Raw genomic sequence first — 23,930 nt, forward strand, 5'->3', positions numbered from 1 at the left:
AATAATCGCAGCTTCAGGCGTATAATGGGAACAGAATCCAAATTTAAGGAAGTGAATCCCCCATGCCCAAGACACCCGAAGCCGGGATACTTCCGCTGCCTCCGGGCGATAACGAGCCCTGCTTCTGCGGAAGCGGACGCAAATTGAGAACTTGTCACAAGACTGCTTCGCCGGACAGCCGGGCAGCACATATAACCCGGTTATACCGGGAAGTCGAGCGTACGATTGACGAGTTCCGGGCGGATCATCCGAAGCAGCCTCCATGCCGCGAAGGCTGCAGCTCCTGCTGCTCGGATTATTTCCCAATCTCTCAAGTAGAATTCGAACTGCTGCTCGTATATATGGAAAGACACTGGAGCAAGGACGAGGTTGCCGAGGCATTTGAGCGGGCGGAGGAAAACCTGCTCTTGCTGAAGCAGGAAAATGCGCAGCTGTATGCTTCGCTGACGCATACGATCGACCGCAAGGGTGAGCTGGATGCTGTACGCCAGCATGCCGGACGCAACAGCTTTCCCTGCCCGCTGCTCGATCAAGCGACTGGCCGCTGCCGGGTTTATCCCGTCAGACCGTTCATCTGCCGGACACATGGCAGCTCGCACACCTTCTATGGCAGCTGGCGCGAGCGTCTGCAGCCCGAACGGGTCTGCGAGTACATCGATGGCGGGCGCTCACATCGTAAGATCACACCGAACGTCGCCGATTTCTGGCCGCATTACGAAGCATTGTCCGACGTTCGGGTCGGACCGCAGCGTCGACCGCTGCGCCAGTATCCCATCTTTTACTGGCTGGTTCTATACGGGCGTCATGGAAATGGCAGAACGACAGAACTCGGCAGCCGGGATAACTTTGATATGCCGCTGGCCGAACATAATGCGCAAATGGCGTCGCACGGAACGACATCAAAATAAGCGGATATTTGAAGTCGGTCCCCCGCAGATCATGCCTTTCTTTACGGACATAACTTACGGATACAGCAAAAAGGACTGCTTCCCGCCATCTTTATGATGGCTGCGGAAACAGTCCTTTGCCTTGCAATCCATACCTTCTCCATCCGGCGTTCCACCGGATCTATGTCTATCGACCATGTCCGGATAAACGGCTTACTTTCCGTCCGAACCGCCGTTTTCGGATTTTGTTTCATCTGTTTTACCCTTGCTTTTATACGGCTTGGGTGCGCTTTTTTTGCGATTTTCCGCCTTCTGCCAGCGGTTCCATCCCTTTTTGCCCGTGCCCCGGCCCGTGCCGCCTTTCTTACTAGCCATTTCTGTTCGCCTCGCTTTCGCGCTCCCGCCTCCCGAACAACCTCAGCGGCCGATCGATGCGCATGAACGTCTGTCATTCTATCGTACGTGAGGGAGCGTCCCGACACAAGAGATAATGCAGTGCCTTTTTCGGATAAATGTTTAAAACGAAAGGCAGGACATGAATTCTCTTGTTTGCGATACATCACTGTGCCTCTAACGGTTCCAAAACGGCAGGATTCTGATATAAATTTACGCGATTGCGTCCAAGCTGCTTGGCCCGGTACAATCCTTTGTCCGCATAACGCATGAGGGCCTGCATGCAGTCCGTCTCATTGTGGATCAAAGCATCCGTATGTGACACACCAATGCTTGACGTGACACGCACTTCCCGCCCTTCTACCACAATCTTCATCCGTTCAACACCTACACGAATACGCTCTGCCAACATCCAGGCTTCTTTAGGGAGCGTATCCGGCAGGCAGAGCACAAACTCGTCTCCGCCGTATCGTCCGGCAATCGCTTTTTCATCCAGTTCGCGGCGAATTACGTCAGCTACTTCGCTCAGTACCCGGTCTCCCGCTTCATGCCCGAACGTATCATTCACTCTCTTGAAATGATCCACATCAAACATAATCACCGATATGCCGCTGCCGCATTGTGTCTGCTCTTGGAGCGCCTGCTTGGAATGCTCAATCAGGGCATTTTTGTTAAACAATCCCGTCAGGCCGTCTGTACTGGCAAGCCTTTTCAACTCCTGCTCCAGCAGAATGCGATCCGTAATATCGACAAATGTGACGATCCGACCAGAGCAACGGCTGCTGCGCCCATTTATCGGAGAGAAGCGAACATGCGCATATTCAAGATCTGCCCGATCAAGCTTCAGATCGCACTCATTTCCTGCGATAATGCACTTCGCAATCTCCGGATAGGGTACCATCGCCGCTTCTACTTTTCGCCCGATACTGCGCTTGGTCAGTTCCGGAATAAATCTGAGCACAGCGCGGTTATAATCGACAAGAACATTTTGTTCATTCAATACCAGCACTCCGTCGCCCATACTCTCAAATACGCTTTCTCTGGCAATAGGTACAACATTGAACATCTGATAACGAAACAGAGCCATACTGTGAAAAACAAAAGATATGCTGATAAAAACGGGACCAAGATCGAGCCCGTAAGGACTGAGACCTGCCAAATAATACAAATTGCCGACTACCGGGATCAACAGTCCCGCCGTCATCGCCAATATTTGCAGGCGGAAACGATTGCGTACCTGCCGCATCCGCATGAGCAGCAGCGCCATCGACAAGATGAGACAACCGTATAAGTAAATCGTATGCACAGTATACCAAGGTCCCCGCTCGAGATCGACAACTAGAAAACCCAGTCCCGGTTGAAGTTCGATCGACGTATAATACAAATGGTGCAACTCATTAGTATGCTGCAGTACGAAAGTTAATGCAGGGATTACGTACAGAGCCCGCCGCTTCCATGGTCCCAACGACATCCCTACATATTCCAAACACATCAACAGCGTAAAAACAGGCAGGAACGGAAGGGCGAAGTATTCAATTCCAATCCAAAATTTAATTTGTTCAAGGTCAGGACTTGTCAGCTCCAAAGCATAGCCAAAGGACAGGATAGAAACCATAAGCGCCGCCAGTATATAATATCCGCCTCCGGGTGCGCTTCGAAAACGAATCAATGCGTAGAGTGCCAGAAAAAGGCTCAATGCGCCTCCAAGAAGAATAAGTATTACATACACGAGTAATTGATGCGCCATTTACACCTACTCCATTCAGAATGGCCAAACGATTTCGTCCGTTTAGACCGTATTCTCACATGATTCGTTAATCCCAGTCATTATTTACTCAATAAATATTTATATGCCCTCTATTATATAGCAGTTTATCATTCTACTCCCAAACAATAATTGGGTATCATCCCAGTTAGAATACAGGTGTTCTATCTAAATACATATCAAAAACCGCTTCGCTAAAATCGCGAAGCGGTGCGGCTTTATCAGCTTATTTTTTGATTTCCTCGATCGCTCGCTCCAGTACAGCTGCAACCTTGTCACTCCAAGCATCGAATGCCGGATCTTCCTGCTGCGCCTCGGGAGTAGACAGCATATACTGCACCGCTTCCCGCAGTCCCTGGTCCGCCCGCGTCGTCGCAGCAAACTCCGGTACCAGCCGCTTCAGTTTCGAATTATCGAATACGACCGAATTAGCTTTGTCACCAAGCAGACTGCCGCGGTAATCTTCCTCGCTGCATGCATCCAGAAACGTCGAAGGCACATGCAGAAAATTCGGCTTAACTCCAAGTGCTGCTGCTATGATTTCATGAATTTGGTTCCAGGTTACGGATTCATCAGACGTAATATGCACCGAATCGCCGATCGCATGAATATTGCTCATCAATCCGACAAATCCTTTTGCAAAGTCCCGGCTGTGTGTGACTGTCCAGAGCGACGTTCCGTCTCCATGAATAATGACTGGCTTGCCCTCCTGCATCCGCTTCAGCACCTGCCACGGTCCCCGGCTTCCATGAACACCGACCGGCACAGACCGTTCACTGTAAGTATGGCTTGGCCGTACAATCGTTACAGGGAAGCCATGCTCACGGTGCTGCTTCATTAAGTATGCTTCACAGGCAATCTTGTTGCGGGAATACTCCCAAAATGGATTTGCGAGCGGCGTACCTTCCGTTATTCGGTAATCCATCGGCGGCGATTGATAAGCGGATGCCGAACTGATAAATATATACTGCTTCGTTTTATCCTTGAACAATCGATAATCTCGTTCAAGCTGCTCCGGTACGAAAGCAATAAAATCGGCGACAACATCGAATTCCAGGTCTGCGATCAGTTCCGCCACCTTGCTCTCGTCATTGATGTCGGCCTGTAAAATTTTCGCTCCCTCCGGCAGCTCATTATTGCGATTGCCCCGGTTAAGCAGATATAACTCGTGCCCCTGCTGAAGCAGCAGCTTCGTAATTTCCGTACTGATTGTGCCCGTTCCCCCAATAAATAGCGCTTTCATAACTTCGCCTCCGTTTATAGGTCAGATGCAGATATAAGTCAGATGCAGATCTCGGTTTTCGGGACTTTACGGCCTATACGATAGCACTTCCCGAAAAGGAATACAACTTTTTACCCGCTCCTACGCTGCTGTGACAGATTCATAAACAACGCTCTGAACAAAGAGAGTCAAATCATTTCCATAAATCCCAAAAAAAATCGTTTCTTATGGTTCAACTCTATGTTTTTTCTTTAAGGTTTTATCGGTACGTACAATCCCAGGACAAAGGAGACCCAACTATGAAAAAGCCGCTTCGCCCTCTCTTCTTGCTGATGCTTTGCCTTGTTCTTACCGCCCTGCCTGCAACCGCTTTCGGTGCTTCTTCTCCGACGACCAAGACGCCGGCCGCAGACCTGCGGACGACGATGGCGAAACTTCACGGGGAGCACGCCTACTACACGATCATCGCCATGCAAAAAAGATTCGACAATGCACCCGATGCGGCCGCAGCTATGCGCGTAGTAACTGCCAATTCGAATGCGCTGACGACTATGGTATCGGATGTGTACGGTCAGACCGCTGCCAAGAACTTCCGCAGCGGATGGGATGAGCACGTTGCCCTGCTGATGAACTATGTGGACGCGACGATTGCCAAGAACAGCAATAAGCGCCAAGAAGCCAAGTCCGCTTTGGAAGATAATGCAGAAACGATGGCCGCTCTGCTAAACAAGCTTAATCCAAAACTTGACCGCGAAACGCTGGAAAAACATCTGCTGATGCATGAGCAGCTGCTGCTGCAGTCGTTCAATGCCTATGTAACCGGCAAATATGATACAGCTTACACTACTGCACATAAGGCTTATGTGCATACCGCCACGATAGGCGCCATGATGGCGACCGGAATTGTGAAGCAGTTCCCGAATGAATTTAAGGGAACAACAACCCAGACAGATGCCGCTTATCTGCGACAGCAGATGGGACAGGGTCTTGGCGAACATACCATTCTGTCGATCCTCGTGCTGCAGAAAGCTCATGACAAAGCGCCTGACTATGCCAATGCCAAAGCAGCACTGGATAAAAACACAGCTGCATTGACCGCTACTCACCGCAACCTGTTCGGTGCCGGAGCTGCCAAGACGTTCAATGAGCAGTGGAACCGCCATATCGCCGATTATCAGGCTTACCTGCAAGCGACATTGGCCGGGAACGAAGCGGGCCGTAAAGCCGCGAAAGCCGATCTCGGCGATTTTGTCGCTACCATCACCGCTTTCCAGGTCGGCCGTCTGCCGCTGGATAAGACGATGACGTATCAGGCTAACGCCATGCATGGAGCTCACGTAATTACGGCGATCGAGTCGTATCATAACACCAACTACTCCAAGACTTACGAAGCGCTTCGGATTGGCTACAATCACATGTGGATGACAGGCAACGTGCTGTCGGAAGCGGTAGTGAAGAAGATGCCAGGGGAATTCTAAAAGATTGAGGAAAGTGCCAGGAGAGAGCGGCGGGCAGCTTTTGGTTCGCTCGCTTATAAATATAAAAAGGAACAGCCTTATGACTTGTGAGGCTGTTCCTTTTTTGTAGGCCAGGATTTCTATCCAAATACGGGATGTCAGGCGTTGGATACCGGGCGTGCTGGGTGCCAGGTAGGCTGGGTGGGGTGACAGACATGCTGGTGCCAGAATATGCTGATACTAAAATAGGCTGCATCTTTATATCCTACAAAGCCGGACAGATACAGCGGACAGAGAACCCATATAAGTGCGTAAGAATAACTTCACTTCGTCCCTTTTGCATTTTGAATTAAATAAGTGCGTAGATACACCTATTCCGCCCTTTTCATGTTTTTGAGCGAAATAAGTGCGTAGATACACTTATTTTCGCCCTTTTTGTGCTTTCAAGCGAAATAAGTGCGCAGGTACACTTATTTCATCACTTTTCCTCGTTCCACCTTCTTTTTTCGCCAAATAGTTGTACTCACGCACTTATTTCGCAGTTTGCTACAAATATTCGAGCAATAATTGCATCTATGCACTTATTTAATTTTCCAAACGTTCTTGTCGATGCTCAGATCATTTTCTTCGGACGCACGACCCGCTTCTCTGATTTCACCCTCTGCTTACGAACCAAGTCTCTGCCGTTTAAACCGATACTGTTCGAAAATATCGATATACTTTCTCCAGCTTCTGCGCATGCCTGCCTTTCGGACTCTCCATGCTGCCGAACTCGAAAAACTTCACTTTCCGAATCCCCACATAATTGAATAATGCTTTCCTCATCAGCGCCCGGTGAGCATTGTTCAGCCACAGCTGCAAATAGCCAGCCGGCCCTTTCATCACGGAGACGCAGACGACGGATTTGCCTTTGAGCAGCCCCTCCGGCATCAGTCCCCCCTTGTCGCGATAAGCGAAATTCGAAGCGAACATCCGGTCGATGAAACCCATCAGCATGGCCGGCGGACGTCCCCACCAGATCGGATAGATCAGCACAATTTTATCAGCCCACAGCAGCAGCTCACGATGGCGCTTCAGCTCGGGATCAAGGTGCATATCGCGTCTTCTTTTTTCCTCGTTAAAGACCAGCACCGGATCGAAGCCTTCCTCATACAGATCAAGCACGCGCACTTCCTGTATTCCCTTGTTCTCTCCACTTCCTCGCAGCACCTGCTGCCTAAAAGCATAGCTCAAACTTTGGTGATTGGGATGGGCGTAAATCAGCAGCATGTTCATCATAGCACCCTCTTTTCATTATCATTTGATAATAAAAAGATAGCATAGCGCCTATATAGTTGTCAAATGATAATTGTTTAAAGATAACTTTTTTGCTATGTTGAGAGGGAGAGGTGAGAACATGGATCATAATGCGTTATTTCAAAAAGTCGTCGCCTTCGCATCTTCCGTGCACGAGGTTACCCATGAGATGACCCGAGGCGTGAAGAACGAAGACGTCACTCCCGTTCAATATAAAATTCTGGAGTATATGATGTTTGCTCAACCGGTCACTCCGAGCGAGATTGCGGATTGCGTCGACTTGTCTCTGCCGAACACAAGCCGGGAACTGCGCAAGCTGCTGGAGAAGGGGCTGTGCAAAAAAGCAGTGGACGACGCCGACCGGCGGCGCCAGCTGTTCCGGCTGTCGCCCGACGGACAGTCGCTGATGGGGCGCGTATTCGCACAGGCGCAGCAGGGGTTCGAGCAGCAGATCGCGGGGCTGTCAAAGGAAGAATTAGAGAAGATCGAGGGAGCGCTGGAGCTGCTTCGGGCGAAAGTGTTTAAGTAAGAAGGCTGCGACAAACAATAAAAAAGCACGGCTGCCCGAAGCTTGTTCCGCTTCCTGCAGCTGTGCTTTTAATTTTTCTTGTTACTCATTATTGGTCTTTCTTCAGTCAATAGCCGCTAGCAGTGTTTGGACCAGCTCTTTCATTGCAGTTTCGGTTTCGGTATCGTCTAGGGCTCCGTCCTCTCCAAACTTTTTCGTTACGAACGGAATTCGAAGCTCGGCTCCTTCCGGAACGACGGCGCTCATCATTTTAAGCGTTCCGACCAGCGAATCTAACGCTGCCGATCCGCCCTGCGGATGAGGAGAAGCCCCGATCGCCGCCGTAGGCCTGCCGACGAAATTGCCCGAGGAAACGGACCAGTCAAGTGCGTTCTTCAACGAGCCGGGAATACCGCGGGCGTATTCGGGCGTGCAGATTACGGCAGCATCGGCCGAAGTGATCTGTTCTCGTCATTTTGCACCGCTGCATGAACCGGGGTATCGCTGCCGTCCAGGTCGGGATTGAAGTGCGGCAGATCCGCCAGCCCGTTATACACTTCGTATTGCGCATGCTGCGGCAGCATCTGTTCGAAAGCCTTCAACAGCCGCGAATTGGTCGACTGCACGCGAAGGCTTCCCGAAATGCCCAGTATCTTGATTGCTCGCTGATCCACTTACGTTTCACCATCCTTCGCTTAATAGATAATTATAAGGTCAAAGTAAAGCATCAAGCAGTAAGTTTCAAATCACCCCAAATACTCCTCCAACCGATCCCATGTCTCCCGAATACCCTGCTCCATGCCCATTTCGATTACCGTCTTGAGCGATTCTTCCGAATCGTACTTGGTCCGCGCTGTTATTTTGGTTCCGCCTTCAACCTCTTCAAATGTGGTCGTTACTTCTGCAGGCGGCATATCTTCGTTCACCCCGCCTTCGGCATCTGAAAAATAATCGGTGTAAACGAACGAATCCGGCGCGTTAATCGAGCGGTAAACGCCTTTTCCCCATGATTCCATACCAAAAAATTCGCCTTGGCTTTCATCCTTGCACGTCATACAGTAATGCCAGACGCCTTCCGGACGGAAATCCAATGTGCACGCAGTCAGCTCCCAGCCTCTTGGACCCCACCAATGCTTCAAATGTTCACATTTTGTGAATGCCTCGAACACTTTCTCTTTCGGCGCGGAAAATACCCGTTCCAGCACGAATTCCAGCCCTTCGGTTTTTACGATCATATTGTCGGTCATGCTCATTCCTCCTCATTTCGTAAATAGTCGTCCAGTCTGTCGAAACGCTCGTTCCACAACCGCTGATAACCTGCCAACCAATTCTCCATTTCCTGAAAAGGCTCGGACCGAAGTCGGTAATGTCTTCGGTTGGCTTCCGCCCTTACTTCCACCACGCCCGCCTGCTGAAGCACTTTCAAGTGCTTGGAAGCCTGAGGCTGACGCATCTCCAAGCGTTCTGCGATCTCGCCTACGCTCAATGGCCCGCTTCTCAGCAGTGAAACGATCCGCATGCGGCTGGGCTCTGCCAGTGCAGCGAACAAAGTCGTATTTTCTTCATCCATATCGTCTCTGCGCAGTCGTACGATCCAAGATCCCTTGTTCTGCATCTTGTTCAAGTCTGCGCAAGATCACCTCTTTCACGCTTCAATCTTGTGTTGATTCCAATATAACCCAATTGAATATTCCTGTAAAGGAATATTCTAAATCTTGTATTATTTTCTTTGCACATTCCGGTAAACGAAAAAAAGACTCGCGCCGGATGGCACGAGTCTTTGTATAGCAATTTCAATCAGAGAACCTATTTCTATAGTCTTAATCCCGCTTCTATAGACTTAATCCACTTCTATAGTCTTAATCCTGCGGCTGACCTGCGGCTTCCCAAGCTGCGACCTCTTCGCGCACGATCGGAGCGACCTTGGTACCGAGCAGTTCAACCGAACGCAGCACGTCGTCATGGTTCTTCATTGTACCGACCGGTGTATGCAGCATGAAGCGCGTAATTCCTACCCGCTTGCGCAGGTCAATAATTTTCTTCGCCACCGTCTCCGGGCTGCCAACGTACAGCGCGCCTTCCGGACCGCGCAGGGCATCATAACCTTGACGAGTGTATGGAGCCCAGCCCCGCTCTTTGCCAAGCACTGTCATCGCGTAGCGCATGGACGGGAAGAACTTGTCCGCAGCTTCGTTGTCGCTCTCGCCAACGAAGCCATGCGAGTGTGAAGCGACCGGAAGCAGCGATGCGTCATGGCCGCCATGCTCGGCGGCCCGCTTGTACAGGTCGACCAGCGGCGCGAACTGCGCTGGGCGTCCGCCGATAATCGCCAGCACGAGCGGCAGATTCAAGAGACCTGCGCGCACGACCGATTCCTGATTGCCGCCGCTGCCGATCCAGACCGGCAGCTTCTCCTGCACCGGCCGCGGATAGATGCCTCGGCCTTTGATCGCCGGACGGTGTCCACCTTTCCAATCGACAATTTCCGAAGCTTGAATCTGAAGCAGCAGCTCCAACTTCTCGTCGAAAAGCTCGTCATAGTCGTTCAGATCGTAGCCGAACAGCGGGAACGACTCAATGAACGAGCCCCGGCCCGCCATGATCTCCGCACGGCCGTTGGAGATGGCGTCTACGGTCGAGAAATCTTGGAACACTCTCACTGGGTCCGCCGACGACAGCACCGTTACGGCGCTCGTCAAACGGATCTTCTCCGTGCGTGCTGCCGCTGCAGCCAGAATAACTGCCGGTGCGGATGCCGCATAATCGACGCGATGATGCTCGCCTACGCCGAACACGTCGAGACCGACTTTATCCGCGAGCACGATTTCCTCCACAACCTGCCGGATACGTTCCGCATGGCTGATTGTCGGTCCATTTCCGTCTGCCGGTGTCGTTTCTACAAAAGTACTGATTCCGATTTCCATGTTGATAATCCCCTTTTTAAAGAACCTTCGGTTTGGCGATATAAACCGCGCCTTTCCCAACCGAAGCTCAAGATTTACATTTATTAAAGTAAGTAACTATAATTATTTTATGTACTCATTATCTTCTTTTTTTATGGAAATAGCAAGTGCCGATTTATAAGTAAGGAGGCCATGGAAACATCCATAATTCCCACAGCAAAAACGCTCCCCGGCATACCTGCCGTAGGAGCGTTTTTGCTGTAGGGAAGGAAGTCCTTCCGTGTTTAAGTCTTTCGCATGTCCGTTTACAGAGTAAACACTTAGACGCGGTTCACTCTGTCATCACGATGATCGTTGTGCTTACGGCGCAGACCGAGCAGACCGAGCAGACCAAGCAGACCTGTCAGGCCCCAAAGTCCGTTATCGCCCTCATCATCGGTAGCTTCGTTCGCTACATTTTCGGTCGTTTGTTCAACCTCAGAAGCAGCTGTGCTGTACGTTGTGCCGGCGGAAGCCGTCTGTGTACCTTCTGCAAAAGCGGAGGCCGTACCGAGAGCGGACACAAGCATCAAGGCGAGAAACATTGTTCTAACTTTTGTCAACATATAGTTCAGTCTCCTTTCTAAAGCTTGAATGGTATTCCTCTCTCTATATAACCGCTCTCACATAAATGAATCTTTCACAGCCTTACATATTTTATATTTTTGATGCTTTTGAAATTTATTTCGCGGAAGACTTTCAGAATGATCAATGTTTGGTTCTCCTCCTTTCTATGGGTGATATATAAAATAGACCTTCTTTTAGAAAGGAGCTGGACCCTTGTCCCATCCCGCCGCAGTCCTGTTAAAAAACGGGCTGCACCTTATGCGTCCCGCCGCAGTTGGCGCTTCAAGTGTTGTCATCATTTTCTCCGGTGTGTATCCGCTGTTTCTCGATCCTGCCGTACCCGTTAGTCGTTCACTGACTGTCTCACTAATTCTGTTAGTCGGCTGTCTGCTGATCCATGGCCTGCTGACACACTCGCTAAACGATTACACGGATTACCGCTCGGGCACGGATGATCGCAGCCCGGCCATGCTGTCCGGCGGCAGCCGGGTTATCCAGAACGGTAGAATGACGCCGGAAGCGCTTGGGCGTTTCGGCTTCGGCTTAACCGCCGTACTGCTGGCCTGCTCCGTACTATTGATTATATTCGGACAGATTCGGCTTGCCGTACTGCTGTTGATCGGCATCTGGGGAGCGGTCTCCTACTCCGTCTCTCCGCTGCGCTTCGCCTATATTCCATTTGCCGGCGAATGGCTGAGTACGTTTCCTTCCACCTTCGCACTGGGACTCGGCGGCGTCTGGCTGCTGCTTGGCAGTCTGCCGGAGTGGGCCGTGCAGAACGCTTGGATCAATGCCATGTACTGCATCGCTTGGGTGATGGTCCACCATATTCCGGATCTGGATGCCGACCGAAGCGCTTCTCCCGTCAAGCGAACCAGCGTCGTATGGGCCGCTGATCGTTTCGGTACCGCATTCGCCCGTCTGCCGGCTGTACTGTATTTTACGATTATCGGATTGTCTGCCATTTGGTTTGCCTGGTCTGAGCGTTGGATTGGAGCAGCCGGTATTATAGCAGCAGCCGCTCTGTCGATCTATTGGCTGGCGAAGGTGGACGTGCGTGATCCGGAAGCTGTGACCGCCTGCGAGAAAAAGATGCTCTTAACCGCAATTGTGTTAGCCGTATGGCTCGGTATTTTTCATTGAGGAATAAGCTTATCAAAATTTTTCGGCATCAACTGTTCGCCTTGAAACCGTTTTATATTTATGCAACAATGAGTATGCCTTTAAGTAACGAACCGCTATACCGTAACAAACAACGATAAAGTAACGGAAGGTACTGGCGCTTTCCGCTGCATACTGAGGAGGAACGACAAGGATGAGAACGATCAAGCTTGGAAGCAGCAATCTCGACGTACCGGTAGTGGCAGTCGGCTGTATGCGCATCGACTCGCTGGATAAGCAGCAGGCGGAAACTTTCGTGCAAACGGCACTGGAAGAAGGAGCGAATTTCTTCGATCACGCGGATATTTATGGCGGCGGCAAATGCGAAGAAATTTTCGCGGAAGCGGTACATATGAGCTCTAGCGTACGCGAGAAGCTCATTCTTCAATCCAAATGCGGTATTCGCCAAGGACAGTTCGATTTCTCCAAAGAACATATTCTATCTTCCGTGGACGGCATTCTGAAGCGCCTGAACACGGAATATCTTGATATTCTGCTGCTGCATCGTCCGGACGCACTTGTCGAGCCGGAAGAAGTAGCCGAAGCTTTCGATCAACTGGAATCGTCGGGCAAAGTTCGCCACTTTGGCGTATCCAATCAAAAGCCGATGCAGATCGAGCTTCTGAAAAAATACGTGAAGCAGCCGCTTGTTGCCAACCAGCTCCAGCTCAGCATCACAAACGCTAACATGATTACCAATGGTGTCAACGTTAATATGCTGATCGACGAATCTGTTGACCGCGACGGCAGCATTCTGGATTACTGCCGTCTGAACGACATCACGATCCAACCGTGGTCGCCGTTCCAATATGGATTCTTCGAGGGCGTATTCCTCGACAACGAGAAGTTCCCGGAACTTAACGCGGAAATCAATAAGGTTGCGGAAGCGCACAGCGTAAGCAACACAACAATCGCGATCGCTTGGCTGCTCCGTCATCCGGCGAACATGCAGCCTGTAACGGGTACAATGAACGTTCAGCGTATTAAAGACTGCATTAAGGCGAGCGAAGTGAAGCTGTCCCGCGAAGAGTGGTACGCCATCTACCGTGCGGCAGGAAACAAGCTGCCTTAAGCTGTTATCATCGAATAAGCCCCCTTGAAGGTAATAGGCAAAAAACGCAAAACGACAGCTCCGGCGAAATCCGCCTAAGCTGTCGTTTTTTGATACCTATTTCAGTCTTCCTGTATTTCAATCTTCCCTTAGTGACTCCGATCAATTACTTCCGTTACGCTCTGTATCTGCCACCGTCACTTCTCTGCCGTATGCCGGAACTCTTTTCCGACCCTATCCCTTAGAGTCCTGGCCGTAAAATTTTCGCTCTCAGCACTTCGGGACGTCCGCTATGTAGAGCCCACTCATATAGCTCGACCAGACGCCGTCCGACAGAATCCAGATCAAGCCCGACTGCCAGACTGCGGCCATCGGTCGTCAAATCCGGAAGTTTGTGTCCCGTAATACCGCGAATTCCGCGTTCGAATGTCTCCAGGCTCCGCCCTTTATAGACGGTATCTCCGTCCTGCAGCCAATCCGCATAGATAGGCAGATCGCGTACCAGCACAGGAATTCCTGCAGCCAACGCTTCCAGCAGCACGATTCCTTCCGTTTCCTCATGTGTGGCAAACAAGAACAGATCGCTGCCGCAGTAAGCATCCCGCAGCTCTTCCCGATTCACGTAGCCTGGGAAGTGCAGGTTTGGAAGCTTGCTCTCGACAGCTTCACGGATCTTGCCCGGTACCATATACAGCGGCGTATAACCGAACCAATAGAACTGATGATCCGGCATCCGCCGTGCCAGTTCTACAAAATCCAGAATGCCTTTGCGCTCAATATAATGCCCGACTGACAGAACTACCTTGGTATCGTCCGCCAAATCATATTTACGACGAAAACGTCTGCCGGCTTCTTGATCCGGTGTGAAAAAGGCGCTGTCCACCCCGTTCGACAAGCTGACGATCGGATTGCTCAGCCCATAGCCAAGCAGCAGCCCTTTTGCATATTCCGTCGGCGTAATAAGCAGATCCGCACTGCGGTAGCAGCGGGTGATCCATTTCTTGAACACCGGCGCCGCCAAGTTGGACCCGATAAACGAATTGCGGAAATCTTCCATCGTTGAATGAGCATGATAAACAACCTTTTTACCCTGCCGTTTTGCTCTTCGTGCCATACGCAGCGAATCCGGGAAAATAGTATTCAGATGCACAATATCATAATCTTCCCGTTCATCCATCGTATAATCGATATTCAGACGCTCCAGCGCTTCGCGTTGATGGCGAACCGCTTCCCCAACCCCGCTGCGGTTGACCGTTTTCAGCGATCCGGAGTATAAAAGTACCTTCATTTTTTATTTCCTTCCCTTCAGGCGATTCCCAGAAGCTTGGCAAAATAAGTGATAGCAGCGCTCAGGCCAAAACTGTAAGCCGCAATGCCAAGCGGCTTCCCGAGCAAAATAATTGTCGTAAAACGGCGCAGTGTCATTTTCGTCGTGCCCGCCAAGTAACAGAGAAAGTCATCCGGAGCAACAGGCATGAAGATGCCGATCGCAAACAGATTGTTGAACCGTCGGCCTTCCGTCCAATGCTTGTACTTGGCCTGCACTTTGGGACTGAACATACTTTCGAGGATCGGCTGACCATATTTTCTTGCCAGCAGGAATGCGGCAATGGAACCCAGACAAATGCCCACATAATTATAAATCAAACCGGCAACGGGGCCAAAGACCAGAATACCGGCAACGCAGCCGATACCGCCCGGAAGAATCGGGATCACGACCTGTACCGCCTGGAACACAATGAAGATTAACGGTGCCCACAGGCCAAAGCCCGCAAGGAAACTTTCCAAAGCCGCCTGCGAACTGAAGATTCCGGTATAGAAACCATAGACAATGCAAGCTGCACATGCCGCAATGCCTGCTGCCGTCGTAGCATTCATCATATAACGAAGCGAGAACATCTTCATAGTCGGTTCCTCCGATTTCTAAAAATTTTGGTGGAAGCGGAACCTTCCGGTCATCCCGCTGCTTTCTTGCAAACGACCGGCCAGTTCCGTTCTCACGACAGAAGAAAGCTTCTTATTTGACTGCGGCTTTGGTAGCGGCAAGCAGGAAAGGACGATCTGTTACCGGACGATACGAAGCGCAAGCTCGGACATAGATTTGCTCCGCATTTTCGGCAAAAGCTACTGACGAATAGCGCTCCAGCGCCGTTCTTCGGGCATTTGCTCCAAGTTCTTTCAGCAGACCATCCTGATTCAAAGCGGCGGCAAGCGCCTTTTCAAACTGCTCAAAAGATTCATACTGCCATCCGTTGACGCCGGTGTCAACAACACCGTTCAGACACTCGTCCCGGCGGCACAATACTGGAAGCCCGGAAGCCATCGCTTCAATATACGTCAATCCCTGCGTCTCACTGTTCGAGGCGCTGACAAACAGGTCGCCCAGCTTATAATAATCGGCAACTTTTTCCGGCTGGACCATTCCCGCAAACACAACCCGATCCGCCAGACCCCATTCACCGGCATAACGCTCCAGCTGCTGCCTATGCGGACCGTCGCCGACAATTAGAAGCTTCAAGCGGGAATCCCGGTACTCTGCGACAAAACGTAAAATCTCTTCAAGATTTTTCTCTTTGGCAAGTCTTCCGACAGAAACCAGCACAGGGTCTTTTTCGGTCAATCCCAGACTTTCTCTTAGAACCGAGCGACGTTTTTCCGACAATTGGGTTTGGAACTGGCTCAGATCGACACCTGTAGGCACTACCTGGATGTCGCCCGGTACGCCGTATCCTGCGAGCAGACCCCGCACTTTCTTCGTTGGCGCCACAACGCACTGTACATTTTTCAGCGTATTTCTTGAAAACCAGGCTACCGCGGCACGGCCCCAAGTCCGGCTCGGCGAGAAGTAATGCGTGTAATCTTCATAGACCGTATGATAAGTGTGAATGATCGGGATGTTCAATTTCCCGGCTATGTATCTGGCCATACGAAACGTACTGAACTCACATTGCGAATGAACGACGTCCGGCTTCCAGTCCAGCAGCGGCCGCAGCTCTTTGCGGTGTACACGCAGCGCGGTGCGTACGCCGGGATACAGCGCGCCTACGGAGCCGATATAAGTAACGCCGTCTTCCACAAACGAATGCCCATCAGGCGACAAGGTCAGAATGCGCACTTCGTGCCCGTTCTTCTCAAGTTCGCTCTGCAAATTGACCACTGAGGTGACAACTCCATTGATGATTGGCCGGTAGCATTCGGTCGTAATCAAAATTTTCATACCTGTCCCTCGATTTCGATTGAATTTTGAGCGGTGGGAATGCTTACTATCGTACCATCTATGTTTAAAATACATTCGAATTCCAGATTAAACAATGATAAAGAATTGTTAACATTTCTTCTTGCCACTTTTTTCCTTACTCTTCTGACGTTTCTACAGCCGCATCCCCTGCATTTGGAATAAAACTTTTTCCTCTCACTCCTTTTACGCTTCTAATCCAAAAAAGGAGCATTTTGTTTGTAGATTTTTTGTATATGCGGTTCTGTTACATTGACTCAGTCAGCATTTTAAGGTCAAAACAGATAATCGGAGGGAAAAACTTTATGAAAAAGGCAGTACGATTTATGCCGCTGCTGCTGGTGATCACCATGCTGCTCTCACTGGCGCAGCCCATGATCACGCCGGCGAATGCCGCAGTAGAAGACAAATGGATCACCTACAAGATCGACAGTTTTGGAGATAATGCAGCGGTCAGCAAGCTGTTCTCACTTAACGGAAGTACGAAAGTCGTGCCAGTTGACGGAGGCACTCAAGTACTTCGACTAACGGATAGAACCGGCAACCAATTCGGAACCGCCTTTAACAGAAATTTGATTGCGGCCGGAAATAACTATTCGTTCAGCACTTTCTTCAAATTTAGACTGAACGATAAGCTCGCCTCCAACAATCCTGCGGACGGCATTACGTTTACCGTGCAGGCTCAGTCCAACACGGCGGGCGCAGTAGGCGCAGGCATCGGCTATGGCGGCATTACGCCAAGCTTTGCAGTTAAATATGATACTTACCAAAACGGGGACATGAACGACCCTTCGAACAACTATATTGGCCTGGCTGTCAACGGAAACGTCAAAAACACCAATACGGCCTGGTATAAAAAATTACCGACAGATCTTAAACTGGCCGGCGGTCAAGATCTGTATTCGTGGATCGACTATGACGGCATTACGCAGACCGTTTCCGTGTACATCAGCAAGACCGATGTTCGTCCGGCTCAACCGTTCTTGAAAACGAGCGGAATCAACCTGAACGAAATTTTCGCGGGAGAAGACGGCGTATATGCAGGCTTCACATCCGCCACAGGCGGAGCTATGGAAACGCATGATATTCATTCGTGGTACTTCAACAACCAGTTGGATCCAATCGATACCAAATCCTATAACTACAAACAGGCTCCGGCCGAAGTTAAACTTCAGCTCACTCCTATCGACGGACAGCCTGGCCAGTACACCGCGACGGCTACGCCGATCGACGTACTGGGCAATCCGGTTCCGGGCGCACCGGTTACGTTCTCTTCGGCAGGCCGGATAGATAATCCTTCGCAAACCGCGGACGAGAGCGGAAAAGCAACTACTGTTATCGACTTCGGCAGTTCGCTGCCATCGGGCGGCGAAGTACGTGTTGTCAGCGTAGGCGGAGCCTACGACACGGCATTTGTACCACAGGCCCCTGTACTCAGCGCTGTACCGAAAACGATAGACAAGCTGCAGTGGACAGAGGTGCCTGGCGCCAACTTCTATAAAGTTTACAAAGACGGCAAGCTGCTGAAAGATAACGTTACAAGCACTGCTTATACCGTTGATGCCGCCAGCTTGGGTGACATCGCCCGCTACACCGTTACAGCAGTAACTAACGGGAAAGTCGGAGCCGGGCCTTATGAGTCCATCCACTCCAACGAGACGGCACTCGGCCTCTCCCTGGATTTCGATGTGACACTGCCGGACTACGCTATGAAGATCGGGGAAGAACGCACTACTGTAGTACGTGCCGTATACGGAAACCCTTCAACTCCGCAGTGGGGCGACGTGACGGCAGGTTCAGAGTTCTATGCGAATATCGGGGACCCGGCTCACCCGGACAGCAAGACCGACCCGAATGTCGTAACCTTTGACGATAAAGGTCGCCTGGTTGCCGTTGGCGCAGGAACGACCGTCATTGAAGCAGTCTATGAAAAGAGACGCGTTCAATCGGTCGTAACGGTCACGATTGATCCTCCGGCACTTGCCGTAGAGCAGATTACATCAACGAGCGCCCTGCTGACTTGGAACAACGTTCCGGGCGCGCAGAGTTACAACGTATATGATACAAACGGCAGCCTGATCGCCGAAGGCATTAACGGACAGGAATACAGACTGACCGGACTGACACCGGAAACGACGCGTAATTATATCGTCAAATCCGTCAGCAACGGCATTGAATCCGTCCCTTCCAATTCTGTCCAAGTCAGCACGCCTGCCCAGCCAAAATCGAAGCTGCGCGATCTGCTGATCGATCCGGCTGTTGTCACAATGGCTCCGGGGAATACGCAGACACCTAATGTGACTGCCGTGTATGCGGAAGACGAAAGCATTAAAAATGTTACTGGCGAAGCGATTTATACATCCGCTGACCCGAACATTGCAGCAGTAGACGCGAACGGAAAAGTAACTGCCGTATCGCCGGGCACAACGACCATTACAGCGGTCTACGACGGCAAAAATGTCACGCAAACCGTGACAGTACGCGCCGAAGCACCTGCCTACACGGTCGAAATTTCGGCGACTCCTGAACATGTTCTTGCCGATGGAACATCCAAAGTTACGGTTACGGCCAAAGCTCTAGATACCGAAGGCCAGCCGGTTGCTGGTATTCCGGTTACCTTCACCCTTGAAGACGGAACTACAGTAGGAACCGGTGTAACCGGCGAAGACGGCATCGCGACAATCGAATACACACCTGCAGCTTTGACAGGTACGACTCCTGTGCATCAAGGCTTTATCGCCAGCCTTCGAGATTCAAACGGTGATGTAATTGCCCAGGATAGCATGGGGATCGACCTCTACCCGGCAGCCATCCAGGGCGTGATCATCGATCACGTTACCGGCCAACCGGTATCGGGTGCCAAGATTCAAGTTGCCGAAGACTTTAACGACGACGGTATCATTGACTTTACAGCTAATGTTACGACCAACGCGGCCGGCGAGTACAGTATTCCGGTACCACGCGGAGATTATTCGTACAAGTTGAATACCGAAACGCCTGTTAAACAAAACGGTGTTACTTACACATTGAAGCAGACTGAGACGGTAACCGTAGGAACGATTCAAACCGGTGAAACGATCGACCCTGTCAACGCTATCGCCGGACAAATTTTCATCGTTCCACCAGCCGGCAGTACACAATCCCCGGCACTTGGTGACCTGTTCGGCAACGGAATGACCGGTACGCTGATCAGCACGGACGGAAGCCTACAGCAGCCGATTTCAATCACTGCTGACGGAAGCTTTAAGCTGGAAAATGTTCCGCAGGGCAGCTACCGCATCGTTTATGACCTTACTGCTTCAAACGGCCAACGACTCGCTGGTCCTCCTGCCAATCTCAATATCACAATGAATCAAGATGGAGAGCTTGGCGTCGTCTACTCGTTGATCGATCCTTATGGAACGGTTCGTGATGCTTCCAATGGACAGATTCTGGAGAACGCACACGTCGAGCTCTTCTGGGCAAACACTGAGCGCAATATCGATGCCGGAAGACAGCCGGGTCAAGCGGTTGATCTGCCCGTCATTCCAGGCTTTGCACCGAACGATAATAAAAACCCGCAGTTCTCGAGCGCAGCTGGAGAATATGCATGGATGGTTTATCCGGAAGGCGACTACTATATCGTAGCTACCAGACCGGGCTATGCCACTTACATTTCCAACACGATCTCTGTCGAGCAGGACATTGTCCAGCACGATATCAACATGCAGCCGTTGAATGCACCATGGAGTCCGTCGACAGGCAGCGGAACAGTGACTACACCGTCCCCTACGGCTCCGTCAGGTAATCTTGAACTGACTCTGACGACAAATGAAAGCCGGGTACCTGAAGGCGGAACATCAACGATCACTGTCGATTATGCCAACAAGACCAAAGCGGCATTGAACGGTTCTACTGTAACGGTAACACTGCCGGCCGGCGTCGAAGTTGTAGATGCCAATGGCGGAACGGTAAATGGCAGAACAATTACCTGGACAGTCGCCAACCTTCCGGTAAATGCGACAGGAAGCTTCAAAGTGACTCTGAAATGGGGACAAATCGATGCCGCTCAGGCTATGCGTCAGATTACGGCTCAGTTCGTTCCTGTTTCCGGAGCAGTCCAAAAATCAAACGCTTCTGTCGGTGTTCAGCTCTTCTCCGAACGCTTTGGACAGCTGACCCACCAGCGTTACATCCTTGGTTATCCGGACAAAAAGTTCCACCCGACCAAGACGCTGACTCGTGCCGAACTGGCGGCAATCGTTGCTCGTCTGTCGGAAAGCAGCTCGACAGCGGGAAGCACTTCGTTCAAGGATGTACGCAGCGGACATTGGGCAGCCAAATACATTCAGATCGCAACTGCTCAAGGGTACTTTGCCGGTTATGCAGATGGCACATTCAAGCCGGACGCTCCGGTAGCACGCGGTGAATTGGCTGCCGTACTGGCCCGCTTCCTGAAGATGGATACTTCCACTTCTGTAAGCATTCATTTCACCGACCTTAACGGAAACTGGGCAGCCGGCGCTGTCGAAGCTCTGTACCGCAGCGGACAGCTCTCCGGTTACCCGGACGGTACGTTCAAGCCGAAAACTCTGATTACACGCGAAGAAGCTGTGACATTGATCAACCGGGCACTGTATCGCGGCCCGCTGACCGGTCTGGCTCCGCAGTTCCCTGACGTGTCGGAAGGCCGCTGGAGCTTCGGTGATGTGCAGGAAGCTACACTTTCGCACGAATCGATCCTCGGCCCTAATGGCGAAGAGATCTGGCAAAAAACGATTACCGATATTATGCAATAATCATACGGATTCCGGCTTTATGCCGATCTCCTGCATACTAGGAAAGCGGCCCCCCTCGCATAACGCGAGGAAGGCCGCTTTTTTGCTGCTTCGGGCTTGTTTGGAAGGGAAAGTGATCAAATTTAAATGGAATTTTCCCGATTAGCGGTGCAAGTTCACATCCTGATCCTAGGTGAACTTGCACCACAAAGGCGAACACTATCGTTCCTTCACTGAATTTCCCTCTTCGCACATCCGCTTCACTTTAATTAAGACTTTCTCGACACGTTGCCGATCCTCAAGAAGGATCGGCTAAACATCTGATTAGGCGTTTTATAGTCAGTCCAAGCGATATACCGCAAACGGTTCGCCGGAGCGGAAAGGCTCGCTGATCTCATCCAGTTTCTCCAGCAGGTCGCGATCCGGCTGAAGATCTACGCTCACAAGATTGGATTCCACCTGCTCTGGCCGAGTTGCACCTACAATTACTGTCGAAACAGCCGGACGATTCATCAGCCAAGACAGCGACAGGGCGCTCGGCGTCGTACCGGCCTCCTCCGCCAGTTTGCTCACGCGGCGTCCCAGATCGAGATAGCGTTCGCTGAGGAATCGGCCGAAGTTAGGGTCGGTGTCAGCCCGCGAACCTGCTGGCGCTCCCTCTGCACCGCCGCTGTATTTGCCGCTCAGAATGCCGCCTGCGAGCGGGAAATACGGGATGATGCCTACGCCTTGATCCAGACACATCGGAATAAGTTCGCGTTCCGGGGTACGATCCGCCAGCGAGTAGCTGGTCTGACTGGATATGTAGCGAACAAAGCCTTTACTCTCGCTGATGCCCAGTGCCTTCATGAACTCCCAAGCGGCGTAATTCGAAGCACCAATATAACGGACTTTGCCGGAGGAAACGAAGTCGTCCAGCGTGCGCAGCGTCTCTTCCAGCGGCGTATGAGGATCAAATGTATGGATCTGATACAAGTCCACATAATCCGTCTTCAGCCGTCTGAGACTGTTTTCCAGCTCCCGCTGCAGATGGCGGCGCGACGATCCGCGTTCGTCCGGACCGTCACCGCACGGCAGGCCAGCCTTCGTCGTCAGTACGACCTTATCGCGCCGCCCTTCCAACGCTTTTCCGATGATACGCTCCGATTCCGTTCCGGCATAGATATTCGCCGTATCGACGAAATTGATACCACCGTCCAGAGCCGCGTGAATGACGCGGATCGACGTCTCTTCGTCGGCACGTTTGCCGAACGCATTGGTGCCGAGTCCCAGCTCCGACACCCACAGCCCACTGTTTCCAAGACGATTATGCTTCATAATCTCAATAACCTCCCGAGTGAAAAGTATAAATCGGTCTTTCACCTTCAACAGACATGAGTTTTGTTTTGACTTGTTTTGACTTGTTTTGTTTTGTCTTATTTCGTCTTACCTTGTCTTGTTTCTTCAATCTGGGAGCCGATTCATTTACGCATAAACGGCTTGACTCAACCGACAGTCATCCAATGACCCGGATGCTGAAGCCCCGGCGGCAGAGCTGTTGTGGCGTCCCCTTTTGCCGCATTTAATTGAACCTGCGTCAGGAACAGGGCGCCGGTCAGGTCGGCGCCCCGTAGATCGGCGTCGCGGAAATCCGCGCCGATCACGTCCGCTTCGCGCAGGTCGGCGCCGCTCAAGTTGGCGGCGATAAGATAAGCGCCCCGCAGATTGGCGGCCCGCAGATCCTCGCTCCGCAGGTCTGCGCCCACCAGGTCGGCGCCGCGGCCGATGGCCGGCTTGCGGCCGCGGCGGCCGGCCTTGCCTCCGCGCGGCTGCTGCGAACCGCGCGGACGCTCTTCGCCGTGCGCAGCCCGGCGGCGCAGCGCTTCGGCCCGAACGAGCTCGCTGCCTTCAAGCAGCAGCTCGTTCACGGTCGCGCGCTGCGCGGAGACGCTCAGCGCAAGCAGAGCGTCGGGTTCAAGCTCCGTGAGGCGCTGGGTCTCTTCGAGCGCTTCACGGAGCCGGGGGTGCAGCTGCACGGCTGCCGGACGGGCCAGCAGCTCTTCCATGTACAGCATCAGCTCATGCAGCTGCCAGACGATCGGCAGCACAGCGAACATGGCGCTCGCCGTCTCCGGCCGCTCGCGCCAATCTACCCCTCCGAAAGTCTGCTGCGAGACTTTCTGTCCCGCGCCGAAGCAGTCATAGACGGTGCATCCGCGAAAACCGCTGTCCCGCAGCTTCGTATGAATGCCGCAGCGGAAATCTTCCCGCAGATTGCGGCACGGTTCGCCCGCAGCCTTGTCGATTGCAAAATCGACCGACGCCGCAAATGGCAGCGCCGCACAGCACAGACCAAAGCAGCTCTCGCAGTCGCCTCTGTAACGTTCCCGGTAAGAAACCGCGCCGGAAACCGAAAGGTTTAAATCATCAGTCATTGCTAAAGCCCTCCAAGTTTTATGTATGAAGCAGGTATAGGAAGCATAGTCGTACGCTCTACGCTCTACGCTCTACGCTCTACGCTCTACGCTCTACGCTCTACGCTCTACGCTCTACGCTCTACGCTCTACGCTCTACAAATTGTCGAGAAAATTCCCGCTGTTTGTCAATTCTAACGAATCGTAATAACGCTATTTGTTCTTCCCAAGGCTTTTACGAATTCTAACGAATCGTGATCACGCTATTTAAACGAAATCATCCCTTAATAGACCTA

21 protein-coding genes are annotated in these 23,930 nt (G+C 51.7%); 6 read left to right on the top strand and 15 right to left on the bottom strand.

The features are described 5' to 3' along the window. Positions 1–62 precede the first annotated feature (62 nt). Positions 63–908, top strand: coding sequence for a YkgJ family cysteine cluster protein (locus F456_RS0115635; protein ID WP_018977991.1), 846 nt, complete (start codon positions 63–65; stop codon positions 906–908). A 192-nt stretch (positions 909–1,100) separates the two neighbouring features. Here the strand turns inward: F456_RS0115635 and F456_RS24045 are convergent, their stop codons facing one another. The 3 genes from F456_RS24045 to F456_RS0115650 all read right to left on the bottom strand — a co-directional run bounded on the left by F456_RS24045 (position 1,101) and on the right by F456_RS0115650 (position 4,288). Next, positions 1,101–1,262 (bottom strand): DUF3934 family protein, encoded by a 162-nt coding sequence (locus F456_RS24045; protein ID WP_018977992.1) that lies wholly within the window; start codon positions 1,260–1,262, stop codon positions 1,101–1,103. Positions 1,263–1,446: 184 nt separating this feature from the next. Then, positions 1,447–3,027 carry a histidine kinase N-terminal 7TM domain-containing diguanylate cyclase gene (locus F456_RS22780; RefSeq protein ID WP_018977993.1) on the bottom strand — a complete coding sequence of 527 codons (1,581 nt, stop codon included), beginning with the start codon at positions 3,025–3,027 and terminating at the stop codon, positions 1,447–1,449. A gap of 244 nt (positions 3,028–3,271) precedes the next feature. Then, positions 3,272–4,288: an SDR family oxidoreductase gene (locus tag F456_RS0115650; RefSeq protein WP_018977994.1), complete on the bottom strand. Its 1,017-nt coding sequence runs from the start codon at positions 4,286–4,288 to the stop codon at positions 3,272–3,274. A gap of 278 nt (positions 4,289–4,566) precedes the next feature. On the opposite strand from F456_RS0115650, the gene F456_RS0115655 reads away from it, so the two are divergent. Next, positions 4,567–5,745, top strand: coding sequence for a hypothetical protein (locus F456_RS0115655; RefSeq protein ID WP_018977995.1), 1,179 nt, complete (start codon positions 4,567–4,569; stop codon positions 5,743–5,745). A gap of 666 nt (positions 5,746–6,411) precedes the next feature. Here the strand turns inward: F456_RS0115655 and F456_RS0115660 are convergent. Continuing rightward, on the bottom strand, positions 6,412–6,999 hold the full coding sequence (locus F456_RS0115660; RefSeq protein WP_018977996.1) for an NAD(P)H-dependent oxidoreductase: 588 nt from the start codon (positions 6,997–6,999) through the stop codon (positions 6,412–6,414). Positions 7,000–7,120: 121 nt separating this feature from the next. On the opposite strand from F456_RS0115660, the gene F456_RS0115665 reads away from it, so the two are divergent. Continuing rightward, positions 7,121–7,549 (top strand): MarR family winged helix-turn-helix transcriptional regulator, encoded by a 429-nt coding sequence (locus tag F456_RS0115665; RefSeq protein WP_018977997.1) that lies wholly within the window; start codon positions 7,121–7,123, stop codon positions 7,547–7,549. Between the two features lie 102 nt (positions 7,550–7,651). On the opposite strand, the gene F456_RS25030 is transcribed toward F456_RS0115665, so the two are convergent. The 6 genes from F456_RS25030 to F456_RS24680 all read right to left on the bottom strand — a co-directional run bounded on the left by F456_RS25030 (position 7,652) and on the right by F456_RS24680 (position 11,036). Continuing rightward, complete coding sequence (locus F456_RS25030; protein ID WP_308423388.1) at positions 7,652–7,990, bottom strand: NADPH-dependent FMN reductase; 339 nt, start codon at positions 7,988–7,990, stop codon at positions 7,652–7,654. Continuing rightward, positions 7,966–8,202, bottom strand: a complete 237-nt coding sequence (locus tag F456_RS25035) for an NADPH-dependent FMN reductase (protein ID WP_268238760.1) — start codon at positions 8,200–8,202, stop codon at positions 7,966–7,968. The genes F456_RS25030 and F456_RS25035 overlap by 25 nt, the downstream gene beginning before the upstream one ends. A 72-nt stretch (positions 8,203–8,274) precedes the next feature. Further along, on the bottom strand, positions 8,275–8,775 hold the full coding sequence (locus F456_RS0115675) for an SRPBCC domain-containing protein (protein WP_018977998.1): 501 nt from the start codon (positions 8,773–8,775) through the stop codon (positions 8,275–8,277). Between the two features lie 2 nt (positions 8,776–8,777). Next, positions 8,778–9,098, bottom strand: a complete 321-nt coding sequence (locus tag F456_RS0115680; RefSeq protein WP_026293920.1) for an ArsR/SmtB family transcription factor — start codon at positions 9,096–9,098, stop codon at positions 8,778–8,780. A 289-nt stretch (positions 9,099–9,387) separates the two neighbouring features. Beyond that, positions 9,388–10,452 (bottom strand): LLM class flavin-dependent oxidoreductase, encoded by a 1,065-nt coding sequence (locus F456_RS0115685; RefSeq protein WP_018978000.1) that lies wholly within the window; start codon positions 10,450–10,452, stop codon positions 9,388–9,390. Positions 10,453–10,751: 299 nt separating this feature from the next. After that, on the bottom strand, positions 10,752–11,036 hold the full coding sequence (locus tag F456_RS24680; protein WP_018978001.1) for a WGxxGxxG family protein: 285 nt from the start codon (positions 11,034–11,036) through the stop codon (positions 10,752–10,754). A 214-nt stretch (positions 11,037–11,250) separates the two neighbouring features. On the opposite strand from F456_RS24680, the gene F456_RS0115695 reads away from it, so the two are divergent. Continuing rightward, positions 11,251–12,180: a prenyltransferase gene (locus F456_RS0115695; protein WP_018978002.1), complete on the top strand. Its 930-nt coding sequence runs from the start codon at positions 11,251–11,253 to the stop codon at positions 12,178–12,180. A 172-nt stretch (positions 12,181–12,352) separates the two neighbouring features. Then, entirely contained in the window at positions 12,353–13,270 is a 918-nt protein-coding gene (locus tag F456_RS0115700) for an aldo/keto reductase (RefSeq protein ID WP_018978003.1), read from the top strand. Between the two features lie 220 nt (positions 13,271–13,490). Here the strand turns inward: F456_RS0115700 and F456_RS0115705 are convergent, their stop codons facing one another. The 3 genes from F456_RS0115705 to F456_RS0115715 all read right to left on the bottom strand — a co-directional run bounded on the left by F456_RS0115705 (position 13,491) and on the right by F456_RS0115715 (position 16,466). Next, positions 13,491–14,537 carry an LTA glycolipid anchor biosynthesis glycosyltransferase, IagA/BgsA family gene (locus tag F456_RS0115705; RefSeq protein WP_018978004.1) on the bottom strand — a complete coding sequence of 349 codons (1,047 nt, stop codon included), beginning with the start codon at positions 14,535–14,537 and terminating at the stop codon, positions 13,491–13,493. A 17-nt stretch (positions 14,538–14,554) separates the two neighbouring features. Continuing rightward, positions 14,555–15,154, bottom strand: a complete 600-nt coding sequence (locus F456_RS0115710; RefSeq protein WP_018978005.1) for a TVP38/TMEM64 family protein — start codon at positions 15,152–15,154, stop codon at positions 14,555–14,557. A gap of 112 nt (positions 15,155–15,266) precedes the next feature. Further along, the gene (locus F456_RS0115715; protein WP_018978006.1) at positions 15,267–16,466 is read right to left on the bottom strand and encodes a glycosyltransferase family 4 protein; all 1,200 of its coding nucleotides are present in this window, start codon (positions 16,464–16,466) and stop codon (positions 15,267–15,269) included. A 323-nt stretch (positions 16,467–16,789) separates the two neighbouring features. On the opposite strand from F456_RS0115715, the gene F456_RS0115720 reads away from it, so the two are divergent. Continuing rightward, positions 16,790–21,262 (top strand): S-layer homology domain-containing protein, encoded by a 4,473-nt coding sequence (locus F456_RS0115720; protein WP_018978007.1) that lies wholly within the window; start codon positions 16,790–16,792, stop codon positions 21,260–21,262. A gap of 318 nt (positions 21,263–21,580) precedes the next feature. Here the strand turns inward: F456_RS0115720 and F456_RS0115725 are convergent, their stop codons facing one another. Beyond that, positions 21,581–22,558, bottom strand: coding sequence for an aldo/keto reductase (locus F456_RS0115725; protein WP_018978008.1), 978 nt, complete (start codon positions 22,556–22,558; stop codon positions 21,581–21,583). A 167-nt stretch (positions 22,559–22,725) separates the two neighbouring features. Next, positions 22,726–23,655 carry a pentapeptide repeat-containing protein gene (locus F456_RS0115730; RefSeq protein WP_018978009.1) on the bottom strand — a complete coding sequence of 310 codons (930 nt, stop codon included), beginning with the start codon at positions 23,653–23,655 and terminating at the stop codon, positions 22,726–22,728. Positions 23,656–23,930 lie beyond the last annotated feature (275 nt).

This window comes from Saccharibacillus kuerlensis DSM 22868 (genome assembly GCF_000378145.1).
GTDB classification, from domain to species: Bacteria; Bacillota; Bacilli; order Paenibacillales; family Paenibacillaceae; genus Saccharibacillus; species Saccharibacillus kuerlensis.